We start from the raw sequence: 25,264 nt of genomic DNA on the forward strand, positions 1-25,264 counted from the left end.
CTCAAAGAGAGGTCATTTTACCGTCCTACCGCAGGAAACCGTTCGTTACTGCGATGGCTCTTCGGTTTCAGCGCGTCGGCCTTTGCCAACATAAAACCGCGAGAAGAAGACGCCGATTTCAAACAGTAGATACATGGGAATCGCCAGCAGCGTCTGCGAGAAAACATCCGGTGGCGTTAGCAACATACCGACAACGAACGCGCCGACCAAAATATAAGGGCGCTTTCTTTTCAGCTCTTCCGGCGTCACCACGCCACTCCAGCAGAGCAGCACAATGGCAACTGGAACTTCAAACGATATCCCGAACGCCATGAACAGCGCCATAACAAAATCGAGGTAGTTATTGATGTCCGTCGCAATCAGCACACCAATAGGCGCGGTTTTCGCAAAAAAGCCAAACGCCAGCGGGAACACTACGAAGTACGCGAACGCCATGCCCATATAAAACAGCAGACTACTGGAGACCAGCAACGGCATCATTAAGCGACGCTCGTGTTTATACAGGGCTGGGGCCACAAATGCCCACACCTGATACAGCACCAGCGGCGCAGCGACAAACACTGAGACAATCATCGTCAGTTTTATTGGCGCAAAAAAAGGCGAGGCGACATCGGTCGCGATCATGCTGGCACCCGCAGGTAATTGCTCAATGAGCGGGGCGGAAACCAGTTGATAAATGTCGTTGGCAAAGTACACCAGCGAAATAAATACCGCCAGCACACAGATAATGCTGTTCAGTAGCCGCTTACGTAGCTCAATCAGGTGGCTAATTAGCGGTTGAGTCTCTTCATCGGCCATAAACTAACGACTATCGCTCGGTTGGCGGGCAGAAACAGCAGAAGACTGGGACTGCTCAGGTTTGACATTATCGCTGCTGACAGCGTCATCACTCGCGGCGTTGTGACCATCATGGTGATGTTCAGCCACAGTAGCGCTTTCAGGTTTAGGCTGACTGACTGCCGGACGTACTGCGGTTTCCGCTTCAATCACCCCATCGTAGGCCGCTTCGGGATCGCTCAGCGGGGTGCTGTGCTGCGGTTCCGCCGTCGCGCGATGACCTTCTGACGTTTGGTGGTCATCTGGCTTTTGCGGCGACACTGTCTCGGTATAGCCACGTTTCATCGCTTCTGCCGCTTCTTTGAGTTCATCCATTGAGGCTTTCAACTCAGGCGACAGGTTCTGCAAACTGGCTTTTTCGACTTTCTTCAGGCTTTCCTGAAACTCCTGGAGTTTCAGTTCCTGCGACAGCTCATTCTGAACCGTAGACGCCAGCGAACGCAGCGTCCTAATCCAGCTTGCAACCGTTCTGACTGCCACAGGCAAACGCTCCGGCCCGAGGACAATCAGGCCAAGAACCATCACCAATAGCAATTCACCAAAACCGATATCGAACACAGATTACACCTGCTCTTTATGCTGGCTCTTCGTTTCGCCTGGCTTGACGTCTGATTGGTTGTCAGCGATAGACTTGGTAGAGAAATCGGCATCTGGCTGCGTTTTGTCTGCGCCAGTAGACGGCTGATCGTCACCCATCGCTTTCTTAAAGCCTTTGATAGATGCACCCAGATCCGAACCCAGCGTTCTCAGCTTGTTGGTTCCGAACAGTAAGATGACGATGACTGCGATAATCAACAGGTTCCAGAGACTAATACCACCCATAACATTTACCTCTTTTCAAAAAGGGGAACGACAGAATTCTCGTTATTATATCGGGTAATTCTGGCGTGCATCATGATCTGCTTCAACGAGTTCGACGCCAACCGATAATCCAGGCAACAATTCCTGCGGCCATCAACCCCGAGGGAACCATATCGGCTTCAACACGGCTAATCAGTAATAACGTACCACTGATTAGCAACGTTGCGCCAATACCCAAAAGATATCGTGACTGCCCTTGACGAGACTGCTGCGTCTTCAATTCATAGGCCAGTTGATCGACGCTTTGCTTTAACATCTTATGCTGACGCAACCCGTCATAAAATAATTCAGGGACTTCCGGCAATTTTTCAGCCCAGAATGGCGCCTTTTCTTTGAGCGCACGGAAAACCGCAGGCAAACCGACCTGTTGTTTCAGCCAATTTTCCAAAAACGGCTTGGCGGTTTTCCACAGATCGAGCTGCGGATAAAGCTGCCGCCCCACACCTTCGACATACAGCAGCGTTTTTTGCAGCAACACTAGCTGAGGCTGTACTTCCATATTGAAGCGACGCGCCGTATTAAACAGATTCAATAATACATGGCCGAACGAAATTTCTGCCAACGGCTTCTCAAAGATCGGCTCACAGACCGTACGAATAGCAAACTCAAAATCGGCAACATTGGTGTCTGGAGGCACCCAGCCCGAATCCACATGCAGTTCGGCAACTTTGCGATAATCGCGGTTGAAGAAGGCAATGAAATTCTCAGCCAGATAGCGCTTATCTTCTTTATTCAACGAACCAACGATGCCGCAATCAATACCAATGTATTGCGGGTCTTCCGGGTGCTCGTAGCTGATAAAGATATTGCCGGGGTGCATATCTGCGTGGAAGAAACTGTCGCGGAACACCTGCGTGAAGAAAACCTGAACGCCGCGTTCTGCCAGTAGCTTCATATCCGTGCCATTGGCTGTCAGCGCGTCGACATCAGAAACAGGAATACCGTAGATTCGCTCCATCACCAACATGCCTTCACTGCAGTAATCCGAATAAACTTCCGGCACATACAGCATCGGGCTGTTCTCAAAATTACGCCGCAGTTGGATGGCGTTTGCCGCTTCTCGCAGCAGGTTCAGCTCATCCAGCAGCGTTTTTTCATATTCCAGCACCACTTCGCGCGGACGCAGGCGACGACCATCCGGCAACAGGTGCGGCAACCACCCCGCCAGACGTTTCATCAGGCGCATATCCGCCTTGATGACAGGCAAAATATCCGGGCGAATAACCTTGATAACGATCTCTTTTCCCGTGCTTTTCAGACAGGCGGTATGCACCTGTGCAATCGAGGCAGAGGCCAGCGGTTTAATGTCAAAATCATCAAACCACTCTTCAAGGGGGATTCCGCCCATCGACAGCTCAATTTGCTCGCGCGCCAATTTGCCATCAAACGGCTCAACCTTATCCTGCAACATCGCCAGTTGATCGGCGATAGCCGGTGGGAACAGATCGCGGCGTGTGGACATCATTTGTCCGAACTTAATCCACACGGGCCCTAGTTCCTGAAGCGCCAAACGCAGACGTTCCCCTAAAGGCTTAGTCCGGTGACGATTGGGTAACCAGAACAGCAGACGACGGCCCGCACGTAGCGGCAGCGTCAGACGCATTTTAGGAATCAGTTCGTCCAGACCATAGCTCAACAGCACACGCACAATGCCGTAAAGGCGGCGTAATTCACTGGGCGTCATCGTAAAGCCTCCAGCTTCGCCAGCCGTTCGGACAACGTATCGGCGGATTTATCCAGCGCAACAATTTCCTCATGGAACCAGGCGTTTTCCAGTTTTCCCGGAGCCAGTCGCCACTCTTCCGTTAGCGTCTCAGACAAGAAATGTTGCTGCTGATGGAATGAGCGTCTCAGGAAACTCAGGGTTTTCTGTGCCGTTTGGGTAAGCCCCTGAGCAACAATATCGCCCAGATAGGGGGACAACCACTCCGCCGGATCGAACTCCGCCAGATCAACCAGCACGATGAACTGTTGAACAACTTGAATATCGCCTTCTATCACCAGCTCGCCGCTGCGCATCAGCGACGATAGCTGTTGACGATCGCGTAATTTCATCAGAACCGGAACGCGTGTTTTCAGGCAGCAATCCGCTGGCTCGCCCCATTGGCTGATCACGTCCAGCCGCTGTTCGTTAAACACCAGCACCAAGGGCATATCCAGTTCAGCCAGCTCGATCTGAAGTGTTTTCCCTTGTAAGCGCTGGCGGGCAGACTTCATGCTTCGATCGCAAGAAACCGTATCGTGAAAAAGCAGCTGATTCAGCGCGGTTTCCAGCGTAGCAGTCAGAAAAGACGTTATCAGCATTGGCGTTTCCAATCAGAATTTAAACCCACGATGCAGCGCAACGATTCCACCGGTGAGGTTGAAATAGTTAACACTGTCAAAACCGGCATCGCTCATCATCCCTTTCAGCGTTTCCTGATCGGGGTGCATGCGGATAGATTCCGCCAGATAGCGGTAGCTCCCGGCATCACTCGCCACGGCTTCGCCAATCCTCGGCAGGATATGAAATGAATACGCATCGTAAACGGTGCTCAGCTGTTTAATGATCGGCTTAGAAAACTCCAGCACCAGCAAGCGGCCACCCGGCTTCAGCACGCGGTACATGGAGCGCAGCGCTTTGTTTTTGTCCGTCACGTTGCGCAGACCAAAGGAGATAGTAATGCAGTCGAAGAAGTCATCAGGGAACGGCAGCGCTTCAGCATTGGCCTGCACGTAGTTGATGTTGTCGATAATGCCTTTGTTACGCAGTTTTTCGCGGCCCACTTTCAGCATTGATGCGTTGATGTCCGCCAGAATGACCTCACCACCTTCGCCAACCATGCGGGAGAATTTGGCGGTTAAATCCCCTGTGCCTCCGGCAAGATCCAGAACTCGCTGGTTACGTCTTACTCCACTACATTCGATAGTGAAACGCTTCCAGACACGGTGGATACCAAAGGACATCAGGTCATTCATCAAGTCATACTTTGCTGCTACAGAATGAAAAACCTCAGCCACCATGACTTCTTTTTCATCCCTGGCGACAGTCCGAAAACCAAAGTCGGCCGTTTTCTCCTGCTCACTTGCCATCTTATCCGCCTACTATTTCAGTCAAATTTCGGGTCTACCCATTAATGGTGAGAGTGTACCAGACCCGTATAAAAACCCCACTGCACTAATTTCGCATAGCATGGTGCCAAGCCCACGAAATTCATACCTATTTATATCCGTCATACTTCAAGCTGCTTGTGCGTTGGCTTCACTTACTCACCTCAGTCACTTACTTGAGTAAGCTCCTGAGGACTCGTGCGCTTGCCGCCTTCACGCAACTCGAATTATTTAGGATAGGTTACGGGTTGCTAAGGGGGATTTCCCCTTCTTCGCCCTCCGTTTTCACGGTTGGTGAAACAGCGTCGGGCGCTACGGAATCCGGTAATTCATCGCGTTCAGCGTGCTCATGGGCCGTTGCTTTTTCTGCTAATGACGGGCTGATTGTGCGTTTAATTTCTACACCCAGCGCACGGAACCCCTCAGCCTGGCCAATAAGGTTACCACGCCCAGAGGAAAGTTTATTCATCGCCTGACGATAAGTGCCCTGCGCTTTATCCAAACCTTGCCCCAGCGCTTCCATATCATCGACAAACAACCGCAGTTTATCGTATAGCCGCGACGCTTTTTCAGCGATCTGCTGTGCATTGCGGCTCTGTTGTTCATAGCGCCATAAATTAGTGATAGTGCGTAATGCCACCAGCAGCGTGGTCGGGCTGACCAGCATAATATTGTGCTTTAGCGCCTCGTTGATCAATTCGGGCTGACGATCGATAGCGACCAGAAAAGCAGGTTCGACCGGAATAAACATCAGCACATAGTCTAACGAGCGCAGCCCCGGCAGCTGCTGGTAATCTTTGCTGCTCAACTGCCGAATATGGCTGCGAACCGAGAGCAAATGTTCGTTCAACGCCACACTGCGCTCTGCGTCATCGTCACTATTGAAATAACGCTCATAAGCCACCAGCGACATCTTGGCATCGATCACGACATCTTTGCCCTGCGGTAAACGCACGATGACATCCGGTTGCAGGCGGCTATTTGCCCCCGTCTGCACACTGACCTGTGTTTGGTACTCATAACCTTCACGCAGGCCGGAAGCTTCCAGTACGCGGCTTAACACCACCTCGCCCCAGTTACCCTGCGTTTTGTTATCGCCTTTCAGCGCTTTCGTCAGGTTGATGGCCTCATGTGCCATCTGCGCGTTCAGCTGTTGCAGATTGCGGATTTCATGCGCCAGCGTGTGACGCTCACGCGCTTCCGCACCAAAGCTGTCCTGCACCTGACGACGGAAGCCATCAAGCTGCTCACGCAGCGGCATCAGCAGCTTATCCAGACTCTGTTTATTTTGTTCATCCACTTTGCGACCGCTGTGTTCAAAAATCCGGTTCGCCAGATTCTCAAACTGTGTCGTCAACCGCTGTTCGCTGTTTGCCAGCAGCCGCTGCTTCTCTTCCGCCGCCATACGGGTTTCTTCCAGCCGAATGGTGACTTCCCGTAGCTCCGCTTCCTGTGCGCTATTTATTTCACGCAGCGTTCGCAGTTCCTGATTGAGCTGCACGCACTCCTCGCGGAGTTCACCGAGCTGTTGCAGCTTTTCATGGCTGGCAGAGAGTTGAGCGTGGACCGTACGCAGCTCCAGCTCGTTTTGCCGTAGCCGCTGTTCGTGCAGCTGCTTTGCCTGCTGCTGTTCGCTGAGCGACTGCTGAGTCTGCTGCAATGTCTGCGCCAGCAGTTGCTGTTCGGTGTCATGCCGCGACAGCTTCTGCTGATGAATCAGGCTGGCAATTAACCACCCGACCAACAGACCCACTGCACTGCCGCCCAGACCATAAAATATGCTGATATCCACTTTGCCTCCGCAGGCCTTTCACGCTGTCGGTCAAGGTAAAATGATACTGTATGGATGTCCAGAAACAATTCCGGCGGGGAAGATGCTGAGCAGAAAAATGCGAGCCGCATTCCATATGAAAATGAATAGATGATAATTTGCAGAAGAATCAGATCGGTAACGGTGGAATTCCCCCAACGCGGAACACCACGCTGGGGGAACAGAACAGAGGTGGGCGAGTTAAGCTAAGCGCTGCTTCGCATCACTAATCGCTTTAGCGACCTGCTGCGGTGACACGCCACCTTGTGCAGCACGCTTATCCAGGCAGGATTGTAACGCCAGAATCGGGTACACATCCTCACCAATCACAGCACTGAACTTTTGCAGATCGGCCAGCGGCAACGCTTCCAATGCTTTGCCCTGACGAATAGCTTCAACCACCGCTTCACCCACGATATGGTGCGCTTCACGGAACGGAACGCCTTTCGCGACCAGATAATCCGCCAGCTCTGTCGAGTTCGCGTAGCCTTGCTCGGCTGCTTCTTTACAGCGCGGACGCTTCACCTGAATGCCTTCCAGCACCAGACCCGCCATCATCAGGCAGTCGTGCCAGGTATCCAGCGCGTCAAACAGCCCTTCTTTGTCTTCCTGCATGTCTTTGTTATACGCCAACGGCAGGCCTTTAAGCGTCATCATCATGCCGGTTAACGCGCCCTGTACACGACCGCATTTACCGCGAATCAGCTCCAGCGCATCCGGGTTTTTCTTCTGTGGCATCAGGGAAGAACCGGATGTCACACGGTCAGACAGCTCAACGAATGCCGCTTCGCCGCTGTTGAAGAAGATCAGATCTTCGGCAAAACGCGACAGGTGGATCATGCCGATCGAGGCATCGGACAGCAGTTCCAGCACATGATCGCGATCGGAAACCGTGTCCAGACTGTTACGCGTGGCTGAGGCAAATCCCAGCCAGCCCGCCAGTTGCTCACGGTCGATCGGATAAGCCGTTCCCGCCAGCGCGCCACAGCCCAGCGGGCTGACATCCAGACGCTTCAGCGTATCTTCCAGACGGCTTTCATCACGTGCCAGCATTTCGTGGTAGGCCAGACACCAATGTGCAAACGTCACTGGCTGTGCGCGCTGCAAGTGGGTGTAACCCGGCATCACCGCATCCTGATTGGCTTCCGCCGTCGTGACCAGCGCCTGACGCAGCTGGCGTACCGACAGCAGCAGCTCTGAAATCTGCGCCTTGCACCACAGTTTCAGGTCGGTCGCGACCTGATCGTTACGGCTACGACCGGTATGCAATTTTTTACCTAAATCGCCGACTTTCTCAATCAGGCGCTGTTCAACCCAGCTGTGAATGTCTTCTGCATCGCTTTGCAGGATCATCTCAGGGTCAGCCTGTACCTCAACCAGCAGCGCATTCAGCGCCTGTTCCAGTTGCTGCTGCTCCTGCTCGCTGAGCACATTGACCGTCACCAGCGCTTTCGACCAGCCGATCGAGCCAACGATGTCCTGTTCCGCCAGACGGTAATCAAACCGCAGTGAGTCATTAAATTGTTTAAAACGCTGATCTGCTGCCTGACTAAACCGACCGCCCCACAAAGCCATAACGATTACTCCCAGAATTTAATTCATGTTGGTATCGCATCATGCCATACCCAGAAACGACTTACGCCAGAATACGTGTACCAATCGCCACGCCGTTGAACAGCGCAGGTAGCTGCTCGGCATGACGCCAGCTGGCGATATCAACCGGACGCCCCAGCGCACGCGCGGCATCCAGCGCGGCGTTGACCTTAACAATCATGCCGTCGGTAATAATGCCCTGAGCAATCAGCTGCTCGGCTTTCTCTGCCGTCATTTCGGCAATACGCTGGCCTTTACCGTCCAGAATACCGCTCACGTCAGACAGCAGGATTAAATCCGCACCCAGCGTTTGCGCCAGTGCCGTCGCCGCCTGGTCAGCGTTGACGTTCATCAGGTCACCCTGCGCCGTAATACCGATGGAGCTAACGACAGGCAGGTAACCCGCAGACAGCAGCGTGTTCAGCAGCGCAGGCGATCCCGCTTCCGCTTTACCCACAAAGCCCAAAGACTCATCGAGCTGCGTGACCGTCGTGCTGCCGCCATCGCCCAGGCACAGGCCAACTGCGTTGATATCATGCTTCTTCGCCCATGACAGCAACGTCTTGTTGGCGGAACCCGCCAGCGCACCGGTGATGATGTCGATCTGATCGGCTGGCGTGACGCGCAGGCCGTTTTTCTTCACGACTGGCAGCGCCAGCTTCTTCATCAGGTCATCCACCAGACAGCCGCCACCGTGCACAATCACCAGCGGACGCTGATGCTCCTGACGGTAAGCCACCAGTGCGGTGAACAGACGCTCCAGCGCTTCTTCGCTATCCAGTAAAACGCCACCTAATTTGATAATTAACGGATTCATTATGCTTCGCGCCTCGAAATGTCGGGACCAGTAGTCATTAAATTAACGATTGGGTTTCAGGGAAACCAAAACGAATGTTCATGCATTGCACAGCCTGCGCTGCCGCGCCTTTCAGCAGGTTATCTTCGGTTGCCACCACGATGAGGTGCTCACCGTCAACGGAGAAACCGATATCGCAGAACGGCAGGCCGACAACGGATTTCAGCGCTGGAACGCCTTTGTCATACAGGCGAACCAGCGGCTTATCGTGATAGGCGTTGTGATAGGCTTCGGCAACATCCTGCTGGGTGACGCCCGGTTGCAGGCGGCAGGTGATGGTTTCCAGAATACCGCGAGCGAAGTTGCCCAAATGCGGCGTGAAGATCACTGGCGTGCCGAGGTGCGTTGAAATTTCAGGTTCATGGCGATGGTTGAAAATACCGTACGGTTGAAAGCTGACTTCGCAGAAGCTGTTGGTCATCGACGCTTTACGCCCTGCCCCGCTCACGCCGCTCACGGCATTAATCACCGGCCACTGGGCCGGGTTCAGCAATTGCGCGTCCAGCAGCGGCTTCAGCGCCAGCTGTGCTGCCGTTGGATAACAGCCCGGCACCGCAATCAGTTGTGCGTGTTTTACGCTTTCAGCACGCCATTCGGCCAGCCCGTAAACCGCTTTCGCCAGCCAGTCAGGGTGCTGATGCTCAAAGCCATAATAGCGACGATAAAAGTCGGCATCCTGTACGCGGAACGCGCCGGACAAATCAAAAACGGTGCAGCCTGCCGCCAGAAAAACAGGGGCCAGATCGTGGCTGACTTTGTGGTCAGTCGCCAGAAAAACGACATCCACGCCTTTCGCCGCTTCTTCCGCATCGGTCAGCGGTTTTACCGGTACATCAATGATGCCTTTGAGCTGCGGATGTAAATCAGAAATCAATTTTCCTGCATCGACACTTTGCGCAGAAACCATCAAAGCGGTTATGTTCATCTGTGGGTGACGGTTCAGGTAGAGCGCAAGCTCAGCGCCGGTATAACCACTTGCACCAACAATCAGCGTATTCAGCATGGGATCCGTATACCTTCTTACTTATCTATGAAACAGGTAACAGGGCTCACCAGCGTCGGTACGCTGTTCACCCGCGAAACTCAGTGAAAGTGACGAATCGCCATCGCCGTACCTTTGGGTTTCCTTTCGCCGAGCATTATTGTATTTTTATTCAAAATAAATGCATGAATATTGATACTATCCTAACCAGAGGCTGTCAACAGTGAAGATGAATTTACCCCCTTTTATTGAGCTATATCGGGCATTGATCGCCACACCGTCCATCAGTGCCACCGACAGCGCGCTCGATCAAAGTAATCATACGTTAATCAACCTGCTGGCAGGCTGGTTCGGCGATCTTGGCTTCCACGTGGAAGTCCAACCGGTCCCCGGCACCCTTAATAAATTTAATATGCTGGCACGGATTGGTGAAGGAAAAGGTGGCTTATTGTTGGCAGGCCACACCGACACCGTCCCGTTTGACGATGGTCGTTGGACGCGCGACCCGTTCACGCTGACCGAACATGACAACAAGCTGTACGGCTTGGGTACAGCGGATATGAAAGGCTTCTTTGCCTTTATTCTGGATGCGTTACGCGATATCGATCCGACCAAGCTGACGAAACCGCTCTATGTGCTGGCAACGGCAGATGAAGAGACGACAATGGCCGGTGCCAAGTATTTCTCTGAATCCACGCAGATTCGCCCGGACTGCGCCATCATCGGCGAACCGACGTCGCTGCAACCGGTGCGCGCCCACAAGGGCCATATGTCCAACGCGATCCGCATTCAGGGGCAGTCCGGTCACTCCAGCGATCCTTCGCGCGGCGTGAACGCGATTGAACTAATGCACGAAGCTATTTCTCATCTGCTGGTATTGCGTAACACGTTACAAGAGCGCTATCACAACCCGATTTTCCACATTCCTCATCCGACCATGAACCTCGGCCACATTCACGGCGGCGATGCCGCTAACCGCATCTGCGGCTGCTGTGAATTACATATGGATATCCGTCCGCTGCCAGGCATTACGCTTAACGATCTGGACGGACTGCTGTCAGAAGCGCTTGAGCCCGTCAGCCAGCGCTGGCCGGGTCGGTTGACCATCAGCGAGCTGCATCCTCCGATTCCTGGCTATGAGTGCCCACCCGATCACCGTCTGGTGTCAGTCGTAGAGAAGCTGCTGGGGACGAAAACGGAAATCGTGAACTACTGCACCGAAGCGCCGTTTATTCAGACGCTGTGTCCGACGCTGGTTCTGGGACCGGGATCGATTGAGCAGGCGCACCAGCCGGATGAATATATTGATACCAAGTTTATCAAACCAACGCGTGATCTGATCTCGCAGGTGATTCATCACTTCTGTCACCACTGATCCGATGGAAACGGCCTTGTCAGCTACGCTGGCAGGGCTACTTTGAGACAGCTCATGAAAAAGAAAGACTTCATCGCGCAGGATTTACTGAGCAAAATCTATCAGCACACCGATCCGCTGCCGGAAAAGCTGCCGCCGGAACGCCAACTGGCGGAAGAATACGGCGTGTCGCGTTTTACCATCCGTCAGGCGCTGGAAAAGCTCGCCAGCATCGGCGCGATCCATATGGTACAAGGCTCGGGTAACTTCATTAATCAGGGCGTACGCAGCAATCCGCTGGTGTATAACTCTATTACCGAAAAGAAATTTAATCAGATTTCATTCCGTCTGCTTAGCCTGCATAAGCGGCTGCCGACGCGGGAAGAACAGCAGGTTTTTGCTATCAGCGAAAATACGTTCATTTGGGAATTCAGCCGGTTACGCTATGTCGATAACCGCAAGGTGCAGATCGAGATATCGAAAATGCCCGCCGCGGATTTCCCAGACATGAGCCAGAAGATTATTGAAAGCTCGATTCAGCAGTATGTGCTCAGCAAGGGCTACGCGATTTCACACTACCTGACGCATTATCAGGCGGTTAACGTCACCAAAGCACAGGCTGAGCTGCTGGGCTGCAAGAAAGGCACGGCGGCGATGCATATCCTTAATCGCGGTATTTTACAGGGCGGTCGCGTGTACGAATCGAGCGACATCATCGACATTAACTACGCCTGTACCTACGTTATCCCCTTCAACCGCGACAACCTGACCTTCCGCCAGTCGCCGTAGACTCAAGGCGTATGCATCGTGCCATCTGGCAGGCGGCTTTGCGTCCACTCGTGCGGACGATAGACGACGGGGAACTGCCGCGCCGCGTCCAGATCGATCCCAACGCCGATACCGGGGCGGTCAATCGGATACAGATAGCCTTTCTCCGGCTCCACCGCCTGCGGGAAGACCTTGCGGGTATTTTCCGGGTAAGCGACAAATTCCTGAATAGCGGCGTTGTGCAAATGGATATTGAGGTGAATGTTGACCGCCGCGCCGATAGGCGTCATATCCGGCGGGCAGTGCCACGCCAGACGAACACCAAAGTTCTGACAGAACGCGCCCAGCTTCAGTGCTGGAGTGATCCCGCCAATCTGTGAGACATGGCAGCGGATGAAATCAACCTGACGGTTAATCACCAGATTCTGCCACTCGGCGGGGTTATTAAACAGCTCCCCAGTCGCCAGCGGCACCGCGCTCTGGCTGCGGATCTGCGCCAGCCACTCATTTTGCGCAGGCGGCAAAATGTCTTCGATAAAATAGGGACGATACACTTCTACCGCTTTAGCGAACTGCACGGCCTGATTCGGGAACAAACGCTCATGAACATCATGCAGGATGTGGAAACGATCGCCGTATTTCTCACGCAGCGCACGGAACATGGCAAGCGTGTTGGCCATGTACTGATCCTGATCGTAATAGGCTCCCTCCGTTGGCTGCCGCGTGCTGTGCAGCGCATCGGGATTGCCGCCATAAAATCCTAGCTGACAGCGGATATGGCGATAGCCCTGCGCATACAGCCGATCCACTTCCTGATAAAGCCCGTCCAGCGTATCGCTGGCTGCATGGCTGTAAGCGGCAATGGCATCGCGGGATTTCCCACCAAACAGGTGATAGAGCGGCATATCCGCCAGCTTGCCCTTGATGTCCCACAGCGCCATATCGACGCCCGCCACCGCATTGTTGATAACCGGCCCGTTACGCCAATAGGCGTTGACCATCATCATGTGCCACAGATCTTCAATGTGGTTAGCATCTCGTCCTAGCAGCAGCGGTTTGAGATACTCGTCCACCATCGCTTTGACGGCCAGCGGGCGCTGCTGGAAGGTCGCACAGCCATAACCTGTCACGCCTTTATCCGTGTGAACCACCACCGTCACTAAATTATGGCGGTCAGGGCGGGTAACAAGACATTCAATGTCAGTAATGATTGTCGGCAACACAAAAATATCCTCCAGAGCATTTACCGGAATAGCGCTACCCGGCAAAAACACAGTCTAAAATTAGTTTCTTTTTTTGTTTTCTACTTATTTTTTCTTTTATTGTAAACCTCTTATTTAAAAGATTTATTTTGGTTTGAAAAACCCATCTAATTGATTAAAAAACCATACCAATTATCAAATAATGGCAACAAAAACCCCCTTATAGACTAACCATGTGACGAACTTCATGTTTTATTGGTTTGTTTTTTCTTCTTTAAGTTTTTACTATCGATGGAAATAATTCGGCCAAAAATAACATAAGGCTATGCGGGGAGTTTATTCCATGGGAAAAAATGAGGTTATTCAGTCAATCATTAAACTGGTTGGCGGAAACGATAATATAAATAAAGCCTGGCACTGTATGACGCGGCTTCGGTTTGATTTAATTGATGAAAATAAAGTGCAAACCGAGGCGATCAAAAATCTGCCCGGTATATTAGGTGCGCAACACCAGAGTGAACAGTTTCAGATTATTATCGGGCCACAGGTCAATGAGTATTACGAGCTGCTGAACGCCCAGCTTTCGCCTACAACGACATCACAGCCGGACGTGCAGAAGCAGAAGAAGGGGCTGATTTCGCTGTTCATGGATACCGTTTCCGGCGTATTTGGTCCGATCGTCCCTGCCATCGCGGGTGCCGGGATGATCAAAGGGCTGCTGGCAGGGCTGATCGCCTTGAAAGTGGTCTCTGCCAAAACCGATACTGTGATCGTCCTCGATCTGATCGCCAGCGGTGTGTTCTATTTCTTACCTTTCTTCCTCGCCATCTCCGCAGCCAGGATATTTAAAACAAGCGAATATCTGGCAGCGGCTGTTGCAGCCTGCCTGATGTACCCGTCGTTGATAGAAGCGGCGAAGGCACTAGCCAGCAATAGCCCTAATGCGGTCAGCGCCTTTTACTTCATCGGTGTGCTACCCATTCCGGTGTTCAACTATGCCGCCAGCGTCATCCCGGTGATTTTCTCCGTGCTGGCTCTGAGCTATATCCATCGTTGGGTCGACCGCATCATGCCTTCGGTGCTGAAAACCGTGTTTACCCCAACGCTGACGCTGTTTATCGCCGCACTGGTGTCGCTCACCGTTATCGGACCATTCGGGATCTACCTCGGTAAACTGCTGGCACTGTTTATTCAGAGCTTGTTCGATGTGTCGTCTATCTTTGCTGGTTTCGTGGTCGGTGCGATTCGGCCTGTCGCGATTCTGACTGGTATGCATCACGCGATGACGCCCATTGCGCTGCAAAATTTCAGCAATCAGGGCTTTGATATGCTGATGCCAATGATGTGTATGGCGAACATGGCGATTGCGGGTTCCACGTTTGCCATCTACTTCCATGCCAAAACCCGTCAGGACAAATCGGTCGTGCTGTCTGCTGGGGTTTCCGCGCTGCTCGGTATTACCGAACCTGCACTCTTCGGCGTACTGACCAAGTATAAAAAAGCGTTTATCTCCGCAACTATTGCCAGCTCCATCGCCTCGGCCTTTATCGCGTACTTCGGTGTCCGGCTGTATGGCTACATCTTGTCGAGTATTTTCAGCCTGCCAGCCTATATCGGCCCGTACTTTAGCTACGCGGTATCCGGCATGGCCATCGCCATCGTGCTTTCTTTCACGCTGACTTATATTCTGGTCGTCAGAGCGTCCAAACAGGCGTAACCGCACTCGCGGGGCCTTTGCGCCCCGCCATCCCCCCTCCGCGATACTCTAAATAATTCGAGTTTCAGGAAGGCGGCAAGCGAAGGAATCCCGATGAACTTACTCAGGTAAGTGATTCGGGTGACTGAACGTAGCCAACGCACATGCAACTTGAAGTATGACGAGTATATTAGTTAGCCTAATATCCGCGCGTCTGTAATTAAATTTCACAAATTGCCAAGCCCGCCTCAATGCAAGTACAAAGAATAAGGAGAAGAAAGAATCGTCAATTGACGAATCCGCCTTATCGTGGCTAGATGGAGGCAGTGCGTCAAAATATGTCAAGTGAAATAAACTTACAAAAATGGTAGGGATGGTCAGGGTAACTATGAACGAACAATATTCCGCAATGCGCAGTAACGTCAGTATGCTCGGCAAGCTTCTCGGCGATACCATCAAGGAAGCGCTGGGTGAAAACATCCTTGATAAAGTCGAAACAATCCGCAAGCTGTCAAAGTCTTCCCGCGCAGGTAATGAAAAACATCGTCAGGAGCTGCTGACCACGCTGCAAAACCTGTCTAACGATGAACTGTTGCCCGTTGCCCGTGCATTCAGCCAGTTCCTTAACCTGACCAATACCGCCGAGCAATACCATACGATTTCACCGCACGGTGAAGCGGCGAGTAACCCGGCACTGCTTTCCAACGCCTTTGAGCGTCTGAAGGAAAGCAAAAATCTGACCGAACGCGATATCCGCGATGCTGTGGAGTCCTTGTCGATCGAGCTGGTGCTGACCGCGCACCCGACCGAAATTACCCGCCGGACGCTGATCCACAAACTGGTGGAAGTGAATACCTGCCTCAAGCAGCTCGACCATAACGATCTGGCTGATTATGAACGTAATCAGATCATGCGCCGCCTGCGCCAGCTGATCGCACAGTCCTGGCATACCGATGAAATCCGTAAAATTCGTCCTACCCCGGTAGATGAAGCCAAGTGGGGCTTTGCCGTGGTGGAAAACAGCCTGTGGGAAGGTGTGCCTGCGTTTTTACGCGAGCTGGATGAACAGCTGGAACAGGCTTTTGGCTACCGTCTGCCCGTTGATGCGGTTCCGGTGCGCTTTACGTCCTGGATGGGCGGCGACCGCGACGGTAACCCGAACGTCACAGCGGAAGTCACTCGCCATGTGCTGTTACTCAGCCGTTGGAAAGCAGCCGATCTGTTCCTGCGTGATATTCAGGTGCTGGTTTCCGAGCTGTCGATGTCCGAATGTACGCCGGAGCTGCTGGAGCTGGCCGGCGGCAGCGAGGTACAGGAACCGTACCGCGCCATCATGAAGTCACTGCGTTCACAGTTGAGCAGTACGCTGAGCTATCTGGAAGCCCGTCTGACGGGTGAAGAGCGTCTGCCTCCTAAAGATCTGCTGGTTACCAACGAACAGCTTTGGGAACCGCTCCACGCCTGCTACCAGTCGCTGAAAACCTGCGGCATGGGCATTATCGCCGATGGTCGTCTGCTGGATACGCTGCGTCGCGTGCGCTGCTTCGGTGTGCCTTTGGTACGCATCGATGTCCGTCAGGAAAGCACCCGCCACACCGAAGCGCTGGCCGAAATTACCCGCTATCTGGGTCTGGGCGACTACGAAAGCTGGTCAGAGTCCGATAAGCAAGCCTTCCTAATCCGTGAACTGAGCTCCAAGCGCCCGCTCCTGCCGCGCTACTGGGAGCCGAGTGCGGATACCAAAGAAGTGCTGGATACCTGTCGTGTCATCGCCAAAGCGCCAATCGGTTCAGTCGCAGCCTATGTCATTTCAATGGCACGCACGCCTTCCGACGTGCTGGCCGTTCACCTTCTGCTCAAAGAAGCGGGCTGCCCGTTTGCCTTGCCGGTCGCGCCGCTGTTTGAAACGCTGGACGACCTGAACAACGCCGATGATGTCATGAAGCAGTTGCTGAGCATCGACTGGTATCGCGGCTTTATCCAAGGCAAACAGATGGTCATGATCGGCTATTCCGACTCCGCGAAAGACGCGGGCGTGATGGCCGCTTCCTGGGCGCAATATCGTGCACAGGACGCACTGATCAAAACCTGTGAGAAAGCGGGTATCGCACTGACGCTGTTCCACGGACGCGGTGGTTCCATCGGTCGCGGTGGCGCACCGGCTCATGCTGCGCTGTTGTCACAACCGCCGGGTAGCCTGAAAGGTGGCCTGCGCGTGACGGAACAAGGCGAGATGATCCGCTTTAAATACGGCCTGCCGGAAGTCACCATCAGCAGTCTGGCGCTGTATACCGGTGCGATTCTGGAAGCAAACCTGCTGCCGCCGCCGGAACCAAAACAGGAATGGCACGAGGTGATGGATGAGCTGTCCCGCGTGTCCTGCGATATGTACCGTGGGTACGTGCGTGAGAACCCAGATTTCGTCCCTTACTTCCGCGCCGCTACGCCGGAGCTGGAGCTGGGTAAACTGCCGCTGGGTTCACGTCCGGCCAAGCGTCGTCCGAACGGCGGTGTAGAAAGCCTGCGTGCTATCCCGTGGATTTTCGCCTGGACGCAGAACCGTCTGATGCTGCCAGCGTGGCTGGGTGCAGGTGCCGCGTTGCAGAAAGTGGTGGATGACGGTAAGCAAGAACAGTTGGAAGCCATGTGCCGCGACTGGCCGTTCTTCTCAACGCGTATTGGTATGCTGGAGATGGTATTCGCCAAAGCCGACCTGTGGCTGGCGGAGTATTACGATCAGCGTCTGGTAGAAGAGAAGCTGTGGCCGTTAGGGAAACAGCTGCGCGATCAGCTGGCCGCCGATATCAATGTCGTGCTGGCGATCTCCAACGACGATCACCTGATGGCGGATCTGCCGTGGATCGCCGAGTCGATCGCATTGCGTAACGTCTATACCGATCCTCTGAACGTATTGCAGGCCGAATTGCTGCATCGTTCACGTCAGCAGGAAAAACCGGATGCCGATCTGGAACTCGCGCTGATGGTGACGATCGCCGGTGTCGCAGCGGGTATGCGTAATACGGGTTAATTGCGCATCCAGCAAAAAACTACACAGCAAAGCTATACATAGCAAAACAAAGGCCGGTCAGTTGACCGGCCTAACACCAAAAACCTCACGCCAAGTATTTATCCTGCAAATAGTTCCGCGCACGATTATCCAGACCGTATTCCACCTCAAGCCAGCTATCGATTGAGCCATGTCGTTCGTAGATAGCCTGCAACGCCGTCACGATGAACTCTTCCTGCACCGACAGTACATAAGAGAACTGTCCTAGCGCTTTTTCATTCAGCGTTGCCGACAGATGTGCCAGTAGCTGTTGGCGGAATGGCGTCAGCGTCGTCTCGGTGAGCAGGTAATCTTCCATCACCGTCTGCTCATCTGCCCCCAGCGCAAACATCACCAGCGCCGAACCGATACCGGTGCGATCTTTACCGACTGCGCAGTGCTGTACCAGCCCGCCCTCATCCGGCCGCAATAGCAGCGATACCAGCTGTTTATAGGCTGAGTTATTGAAAGGCAGACGGCGGTAAAGCTCCAACATAAACGCGCGGGAATCAAACGCCGCCAGCACATCAGATCCCAATGAATCCAGATTGGCCGTCACTTCATGGCGCAATGGGTTGGCTGGGTAAGCGTGGTAGTTGGCTCCCGTCCACAAGACGTCGGGCTTCTGCGCAATTTCATCGGCATCCCGATAATCCACCACGTGAGAAATCGGCACGCCAGCAAGGTGTTCACAATCAGCCTGACTCAGCATATCCAGCGAGCCGGAGCGAAAAAGTTTACCGTGTCGGATAAGCCGCCCATCAGCAGCGCGGTTACCGCCTAAATCGCGGAAGTTGATTCCGCCGTCCAGCGGTAATAAAGAGGGATGAAGCAACGTTGGTTCGGTCATACATCTCCTTGCGAGGTTGAAAGGCGAGCAAGGCAACCGTATTACACGCGCTAAGCACGGTGCAGGTTAACCCGATGAACCTGAAGAGGCTATCAGGATACGGGCTGGCATCGACGATGACCAGCCCAAAATACCATCAATTTTTGTGCTTATTCAGCGGCTAACAAACGACGAGTCGCGTCCAGCAACACCTTGATGACGGTGGTTTCGGCCAGCTTCATGGTCGCCGCATCCGGGATTTCCTGCTGGGTACGGTTCACGATCACGCCCGCGATCATGCCCGCTTTCAGCCCCTGACTGGCGCACATCGTCAACAGCGTGGCGGATTCCATTTCATAGTTCAGCACGCCCATGCTCTGCCATTCTTCCATCGAACCGCGGAAGCGACGGACAACGCGTCCAGAGAAGGTGTCGTAGCGTTCCTGACCGGGGTAGAACGTATCGGAAGATGCCGTAATCCCTACATGCAACGCCGCCCCCGATGCCTTCGCCGCTTCCACCAGCGCGGTAGTACAGCCGAAATCGGCAACGGCTGGGAATTCCATTGGCGCGAAGTGCAGGCTCGCCCCATCAAGGCGAACCGCTGCCGTGGTTACTAGCACATCGCCGACATTGATACCGGACTGAATCGCCCCCGTCGTACCGACGCGCAGGAAAGTACGGATGCCGAGCTGTGCCAATTCTTCTACCGCGATTGACGTTGACGGGCCGCCGATACCGGTCGAGCAAACAATCACTGCCTTGCCGTCCAGCTCCGCACGCCAGGACGTAAATTCACGGTGTGATGCCAGATGTACCGGGTTATCCATCAGGCGAGCAATTTTTTCAACACGCTCAGGATCGCCGGGGACGATAGCCAGCGTCGCGCCCTGTAAATCGTTCTTGACCAGACCAAGATGGAACACATCAGATGTAGACATAACTGCCTCCCGGGCAATCAATTGGGTATTCAGAGAAATCGCGCCGGACGCCTCATCTATGCTGCCTTTCGCAGCCAGTCAGCGTCCGTTCAATAAAAAGACTCTAGCGCATCATGACGTTTTTTTAAGTGACAATAGTCACCGATGAAAAAGAAACAAACATCAACATACATAAAAAATGTGACATAAATCACCATTTATTAGGTAGGGAATTCATTTTTGCCGATTAATTGTCTTCTAGTGTAGATTCTTTAATCATTGATAGTATTTATGATGGATATTCTGAGATCCCTCTTTCACATGAAAATCGGCCGATAACAGGAGTGCGCGTAATGAAGACTGATGAACAGACGACCTTCAAACATCTTCCTCAGGGGCTATCCCCGGCGGTAGAACCGCAGACCTCCTCCATCATTACGACGGATTCTGTCGGTATCATTGCCAGTGAGACCACTATTTCTTCTCAGGGTGAGCAGTTGCCTGCGTATATCGCCAGACCGGCGAACCATGACAAGCCGCTCCCTATCATTCTGGTGGTGCAGGAGATTTTCGGCGTTCATCAACACATTCAGGACGTTTGCCGTAGGCTGGCCAAACAAGGCTATATGGCCATTGCGCCAGAGCTGTATTTTCGTCAGGGCGACCCCAGCCACTATAACGATATTCAGCGAATACTGACCGAGCTGGTGTATAAGGTGCCCGATACGCAGGTGCTATCCGATCTCGATCACACGGCCAACTGGGCGATTAAACAGGGTGGGGACGCGAGTAAACTGGCGATAACGGGTTTCTGTTGGGGCGGGCGCATCACCTGGCTCTACGCCGCGCATAATCCGCAGCTCAAAGCGGCCGTTGCCTGGTACGGCAAATTTACCGGCGAGAAAACGCTGAATAGCCCCAAACATCCGGTTGATATCGCAACAGAATTGGAAGCGCCTGTGCTGGGATTATACGGCGCGAAAGACGGGAGTATTCCGCTAGAACAAGTGGATATCATGCGGCAGGCGCTGCGTGCGGCCAACGCGGAGGCAGACATCATCGTCTACCCCGATGCCGGGCATGCTTTCCATGCCGATTACCGCCCCAGCTATCATGAAGAGTCCGCACGCGACGGCTGGCAGCGTATGCTGGCGTGGTTCCAGAAAAACGGCGTGGCGTAACACCTTCACACGTTTTGCCTCTTATTCCACGATCTAAAACGCCACCGAATAACGGTGGCGTTGGTGTTTTACCTGTTGACGATTTTACAGAGACAGACAGCCTTAGAACGTCGTCCAGTCGCCATCATTGCCCTTACTTTTCGCCGTCGCTGGCGCTAAAGACAGCGTTGGCGTGCGCGTTGGTGTCGGTGCATAAGACGCGGTTTTGCCGCTGCCGTATGACTGCAACTTAAACGCGCTTACCGCTTCCGCGAGCACAGAGGCCTGTGATTGCAGAGACAGCGCCGCAGAAGCCGACTCTTCAACCAAAGCCGCATTCTGCTGGGTCGTGGTATCAATCTGCCCCACTGCCAGATTCATCTGGTTAATCCCGTCACTCTGTTCACGGCTGGCCTGCGAGATTTCGCTGATAATCTCATTCACATCCTGTACATAGCCCGTTAATCCGCTCATCGTTTCTTCAGCGGTATCCACCAGCGACATGCCCTCCTGAATTTTGCTTACGGAGTCGTCGATCAAATCCTTGATCTCGCGCGCGGCGGTCGCACTACGCTGTGCCAGAGAACGCACTTCCCCTGCCACCACGGCAAAACCACGCCCTTGCTCGCCCGCACGCGCCGCTTCAACCGCGGCGTTCAATGCCAGAATATTGGTCTGGAACGCAATGCCGTCAATCACGCCAATGATTTCCGCCATACGCTGAGATGAATCGCGAATGCCGCGCATTTTCTGCGTCACAGAAACCATAACGTCGCCGCTTTGCTTCGCCGCACCAGAGGCTTTATTCGCAATATCTGTTGCCTGCTGGGTGTTTTCCGCCGTGTTCTTAATGGTAGACGTTAGTTGCTCCATCGACGCCGCCGTTTCTTCCAGCGAGCTGGCCTGCTCTTCGGTGCGCGATGACAAATCCTGATTACCTGCGGCGATTTGCGAGGCCGCCGTCGAGATCGTCTCCGCCCCGTCACGCACCTGCCCAACAATCGTGCTCAGGCTGGTGTTCATGTGATCCAACGATTGCAGCAGCAATCCGGTTTCATCTTTGCTGGTAACAGTGATACGTGAGGTCAGGTCGCCCTGTGCCACTCTGTCTGCGACTTGCAAAGCCTGCTGTATCGGTCGGGTGACGCTACGCGTAATTGACCAGGCAATCAGCGCACCAAATACGGCGCCCAGCGCTAAAATGAGCAGTAGAATAATGCGGGTCTCGCTGTACACCTCAGCCATGGCTTCAACAGAGGTATCCATCGCATCGTCCTGATAGTTAACTAATTGTCTTACCGCATCACGGTACTGACGTTGGACAACATTCAGGTTGTTGTTGAATTCCTCAATCGCCGCTTCTCGATTACCCGCCACCACTTCGCTGATAATTTTGTCACCGGATTTCAAAAATTCGGCACGGATCGCGCGGATAGCACGCAGCTGAGAGATTGAACGCTCTTCAACCGTCTGGCTGTCCAGCTTATCCAGCAAGCGGCCAATCTCCTGGCGGAATCCATTCACACGATCGACGTTTTCCTTGATTTTATCCTCACCTGAAACCAGCATCAGCCGCTGATAGGCCACCAGAATGCTGTTTACATTATCGATAAGGCTATTTGAATCAACCGTTTGTGGATAAACCTCTTTCACAATGCCTCTGGCACCATCCTGGAAACCGGATAGCTTGGACAGGGAAAAAATACTCACGACAAACAACATCAAAATCAGGACAGCAAACCCAGCCCCCAGTCGATAGCCGATACGCCAATTCGCTAAATTCATGTCTCACTCCTTTTAGATAATGCATAGCAATGTCAATTGCGCACATGTCGCAGATTGATGGAACCACAGGGCGGAGAATGGTTGGCGATCCGAAGGCGAACAGACCTTATGACGCGCCAGAGATACCTTGAGGTAGGCATTTTACGCACGCTCTCAGCATGAGAGGCGCTATCAAAAATCAAATAGTTTCCCTCGGGTGTTGAGGTGCAAAAGTGGAAATAAATCTAACAGTGCTACAAATACAACGGATAAGACCGCAGAGACGTTATTGAGGTGATAATAATGGTCTTCCCTCTCCGCACTCATGCAGACATGGCCGCTCCTGTGTTATCCATCTTATCGGCACACCACCCATGATCTTTATCATTTGATCGTTTAAATCATTCAAAAGTAAATAATAAATAGCCTATGACTATCAAATAGTAAATTTCGATCGGAAAAAACACATATTAATCTACGAGCCATTAACAGAAATAACGCCCCAATTACATAAAAGGATAGTCAGATATAGTTGATATTAAAAATAAAGAGATGGGAATATTTCTTAGTAAAGGATAACAAGCTGAATAAGCAGGGGAAAAAATGTATTTACGCTACGTAGCATATGAAAAGAATCAGGGAGGCTGTCGCCTCCCTGTGGGAATAGGTGCTACGTTACAACGCCGTCAAATGATGGCAGTCATTTACTCTTTGCTTGCCAGCGCCAAAGACAGCGTGGGTGTGCTCATCGACATCGGCGCATAAGACCCAGCGTTGCTACTGCCGTATGACTGTATTTTAAATGCACTCACCGCTTCCGCCAGAACGGAGGCCTGTGCTTGCAGAGACAGCGCCGCAGAGGCTGATTCTTCAACCAGAGCCGCATTCTGCTGGGTCGTGGTATCAATCTGTCCAATCGCCAGATTCATCTGGTTAATCCCGTCACTCTGTTCACGGCTGGCCTGAGAAATCTCGCTGATAATGCCGTGTACGTCCTTCACGTGGGCCGTTAATCCGCCCATCGTTTCTTCAGCGGTATCAACCAGTTCCATGCCTTCACGAATTTTACTTACGGAATCGTCGATCAAATCCTTAATCTCCCGCGCGGCGGTCGCACTGCGCTGTGCCAGAGAACGGACTTCCCCCGCCACCACGGCAAAACCACGCCCTTGCTCACCCGCACGCGCGGCTTCAACGGCGGCATTCAGCGCCAGAATGTTGGTCTGGAAAGCGATGCCATCGATCACACCGATGATTTCCGCCATACGCTGGGATGAATCACGAATGCCGCGCATTTTTTGCGTCACGGAAAGCATGACATCACCGCTTTGTTTCGCCGCACCGGTCGCCTTATTGGCAATCTCCGTCGCCTGCTGGGTGTTTTCCGCGGTGTTTTTAATGGTGGATGCCAGTTGCTCCATTGAGGCAGCGGTTTCTTCCAGCGAGCTGGCCTGCTCTTCAGTACGCGATGACAGATCCTGATTACCGGCCGTGATTTGTGACGCCGCTGTCGAGATCGTTTCCGCGCCATCACGCACCTGGCCGACAATCGTGCTCAGGCTGGTGTTCATGCGATCCAACGCTTGCAGCAGCAATCCGGTTTCATCCTTGCTGGTCACCGTGATGCGTGAAGTCAGATCGCCCTGCGCCACTCTGTCTGCCACTTGCAAAGCCTGCTCTATTGGACGGGTTACACTGCGCGTGATCGCCCAGGCAATCAGCACCCCAAATACGGCACCCAGCGCCAAAATAAGCAGCAAAATCATGCGGGTGTTGCTGTATACCTCAGCCATGGTCTCGACAGAGTTATCCATCGCATCATTTTGGTAATTCACCAACTGCTTCACCGAGTCACGGTAATTGCGCTGAATGACGTTCAGGGTGTTATTGAATTCCGCGACGGCGACGTCGTTATTACCCACCAGCGCATCACTGATAATTTTATCGCCAGACTTGATGAACTCGGCACGAAATCCGCGGACAACCCCCACTTGTTTACGGGCAAGTTCGCCTGACGCGTTGTTTTCCAGATTGTCGAGAAGACGACTAATTTCCTTGCGGTACGCCATAATCCGATCGACATATCCCTGACGCTGTTCCTGACCGGATACCAGCATCATCTGCAAATAAGCGACAAAATGCCCATTCACGTTATCGATGAGGTCATTCGCATCTACCGTTTGCGGATAAACCTCTTTGACGATATCTCTGGCACCATCCTGAAAAGAGGACAGTTTAGACAAAGAAAAAATACTCACGGTAAATAACATCAAAATCAAGATGGCAAATCCGCCTCCTAATCGATAGCCAATTCGCCAATTCGCTAAACTCATGTCTCACTCCTTTTAGGTAATACATAATAATGACTGCTGCTCGTCTAATAACGCCGCAGAGTGGGGAATTATCGTTTTTCGGGAAAATAAATATGCTTTATGGGTGTATATAAATACCCACAAATGAGTAATTGCAGGTGCACTTTCAACATAAATAAAACGT

General features: G+C 52.9%; 20 protein-coding genes. 5 read left to right on the forward strand and 15 right to left on the reverse strand.

Translation table 11 applies throughout. From position 1 onward, the window contains the following. Positions 1-45: 45 nt before the first annotated feature. The 10 genes from tatC to argC form a co-directional block, all read right to left on the reverse strand. Positions 46-798 (reverse strand): Sec-independent protein translocase subunit TatC, encoded by a 753-nt coding sequence (gene tatC, locus ACIPUG_RS12165; protein WP_010283812.1) that lies wholly within the window; start codon positions 796-798, stop codon positions 46-48. Positions 799-801: 3 nt separating this feature from the next. After that, positions 802-1,395: a Sec-independent protein translocase protein TatB gene (gene tatB / locus ACIPUG_RS12170; RefSeq protein ID WP_014913782.1), complete on the reverse strand. Its 594-nt coding sequence runs from the start codon at positions 1,393-1,395 to the stop codon at positions 802-804. Between the two features lie 3 nt (positions 1,396-1,398). Further along, the gene (gene tatA / locus ACIPUG_RS12175) at positions 1,399-1,659 is read right to left on the reverse strand and encodes a Sec-independent protein translocase subunit TatA (RefSeq protein ID WP_039285211.1); all 261 of its coding nucleotides are present in this window, start codon (positions 1,657-1,659) and stop codon (positions 1,399-1,401) included. 82 nt (positions 1,660-1,741) lie between these two features. After that, positions 1,742-3,382: a ubiquinone biosynthesis regulatory protein kinase UbiB gene (gene ubiB, locus ACIPUG_RS12180; protein ID WP_014913780.1), complete on the reverse strand. Its 1,641-nt coding sequence runs from the start codon at positions 3,380-3,382 to the stop codon at positions 1,742-1,744. Continuing rightward, complete coding sequence (locus ACIPUG_RS12185) at positions 3,379-4,002, reverse strand: SCP2 domain-containing protein (RefSeq protein ID WP_010283805.1); 624 nt, start codon at positions 4,000-4,002, stop codon at positions 3,379-3,381. Before ACIPUG_RS12185 ends, ubiB begins: the two co-directional genes overlap by 4 nt. A gap of 12 nt (positions 4,003-4,014) precedes the next feature. Continuing rightward, entirely contained in the window at positions 4,015-4,770 is a 756-nt protein-coding gene (gene ubiE, locus ACIPUG_RS12190; RefSeq protein ID WP_014913778.1) for a bifunctional demethylmenaquinone methyltransferase/2-methoxy-6-polyprenyl-1,4-benzoquinol methylase UbiE, read from the reverse strand. Positions 4,771-5,029: 259 nt separating this feature from the next. Continuing rightward, the gene (gene rmuC / locus ACIPUG_RS12195; protein WP_039557520.1) at positions 5,030-6,580 is read right to left on the reverse strand and encodes a DNA recombination protein RmuC; all 1,551 of its coding nucleotides are present in this window, start codon (positions 6,578-6,580) and stop codon (positions 5,030-5,032) included. A gap of 219 nt (positions 6,581-6,799) precedes the next feature. Further along, complete coding sequence (gene argH / locus ACIPUG_RS12200; RefSeq protein WP_010283797.1) at positions 6,800-8,173, reverse strand: argininosuccinate lyase; 1,374 nt, start codon at positions 8,171-8,173, stop codon at positions 6,800-6,802. Positions 8,174-8,234: 61 nt separating this feature from the next. Then, positions 8,235-9,008, reverse strand: coding sequence for an acetylglutamate kinase (gene argB, locus ACIPUG_RS12205; protein WP_010283794.1), 774 nt, complete (start codon positions 9,006-9,008; stop codon positions 8,235-8,237). A gap of 37 nt (positions 9,009-9,045) precedes the next feature. Then, positions 9,046-10,050, reverse strand: coding sequence for an N-acetyl-gamma-glutamyl-phosphate reductase (gene argC / locus ACIPUG_RS12210; RefSeq protein ID WP_014913775.1), 1,005 nt, complete (start codon positions 10,048-10,050; stop codon positions 9,046-9,048). Between the two features lie 202 nt (positions 10,051-10,252). On the opposite strand from argC, the gene argE reads away from it, so the two are divergent. After that, positions 10,253-11,404, forward strand: coding sequence for an acetylornithine deacetylase (gene argE / locus ACIPUG_RS12215; protein WP_131526237.1), 1,152 nt, complete (start codon positions 10,253-10,255; stop codon positions 11,402-11,404). A gap of 54 nt (positions 11,405-11,458) precedes the next feature. After that, entirely contained in the window at positions 11,459-12,172 is a 714-nt protein-coding gene (locus ACIPUG_RS12220; protein WP_010283786.1) for a GntR family transcriptional regulator, read from the forward strand. A 2-nt stretch (positions 12,173-12,174) separates the two neighbouring features. Here the strand turns inward: ACIPUG_RS12220 and ACIPUG_RS12225 are convergent, their stop codons facing one another. Continuing rightward, a complete protein-coding gene (locus ACIPUG_RS12225) occupies positions 12,175-13,374 on the reverse strand; it encodes a starvation-sensing protein RspA (RefSeq protein WP_039316830.1) in 1,200 nt (399 codons plus the stop codon). A 322-nt stretch (positions 13,375-13,696) separates the two neighbouring features. Between ACIPUG_RS12225 and ACIPUG_RS12230 the strand changes: the two genes are divergently transcribed. Next, the gene (locus tag ACIPUG_RS12230; protein WP_014913771.1) at positions 13,697-15,070 is read left to right on the forward strand and encodes a PTS transporter subunit EIIC; all 1,374 of its coding nucleotides are present in this window, start codon (positions 13,697-13,699) and stop codon (positions 15,068-15,070) included. Between the two features lie 367 nt (positions 15,071-15,437). After that, positions 15,438-18,077: a phosphoenolpyruvate carboxylase gene (ppc, locus tag ACIPUG_RS12235; RefSeq protein ID WP_014913770.1), complete on the forward strand. Its 2,640-nt coding sequence runs from the start codon at positions 15,438-15,440 to the stop codon at positions 18,075-18,077. Positions 18,078-18,162: 85 nt separating this feature from the next. On the opposite strand, the gene ACIPUG_RS12240 is transcribed toward ppc, so the two are convergent. Together ACIPUG_RS12240 and udp are read right to left on the reverse strand one after the other, a co-directional pair. Continuing rightward, positions 18,163-18,945 (reverse strand): tyrosine-protein phosphatase, encoded by a 783-nt coding sequence (locus tag ACIPUG_RS12240; RefSeq protein WP_400338566.1) that lies wholly within the window; start codon positions 18,943-18,945, stop codon positions 18,163-18,165. A 149-nt stretch (positions 18,946-19,094) separates the two neighbouring features. Then, positions 19,095-19,865, reverse strand: a complete 771-nt coding sequence (gene udp / locus ACIPUG_RS12245; RefSeq protein WP_010283777.1) for a uridine phosphorylase — start codon at positions 19,863-19,865, stop codon at positions 19,095-19,097. Positions 19,866-20,197: 332 nt separating this feature from the next. On the opposite strand from udp, the gene ACIPUG_RS12250 reads away from it, so the two are divergent. Next, a complete protein-coding gene (locus tag ACIPUG_RS12250; RefSeq protein ID WP_039516286.1) occupies positions 20,198-21,025 on the forward strand; it encodes a dienelactone hydrolase family protein in 828 nt (275 codons plus the stop codon). A 102-nt stretch (positions 21,026-21,127) separates the two neighbouring features. Here ACIPUG_RS12250 and ACIPUG_RS12255 read toward each other — a convergent pair whose 3' ends face one another. Beyond that, positions 21,128-22,789 carry a methyl-accepting chemotaxis protein gene (locus ACIPUG_RS12255; RefSeq protein ID WP_400338568.1) on the reverse strand — a complete coding sequence of 554 codons (1,662 nt, stop codon included), beginning with the start codon at positions 22,787-22,789 and terminating at the stop codon, positions 21,128-21,130. A gap of 683 nt (positions 22,790-23,472) precedes the next feature. Next, a complete protein-coding gene (locus ACIPUG_RS12260; protein WP_400338570.1) occupies positions 23,473-25,101 on the reverse strand; it encodes a methyl-accepting chemotaxis protein in 1,629 nt (542 codons plus the stop codon). Positions 25,102-25,264: the final 163 nt, after the last annotated feature.

It is taken from the genome of Pectobacterium sp. CHL-2024 (assembly GCF_044751765.1).
Classification (GTDB): domain Bacteria; phylum Pseudomonadota; class Gammaproteobacteria; order Enterobacterales; family Enterobacteriaceae; genus Pectobacterium; species Pectobacterium brasiliense.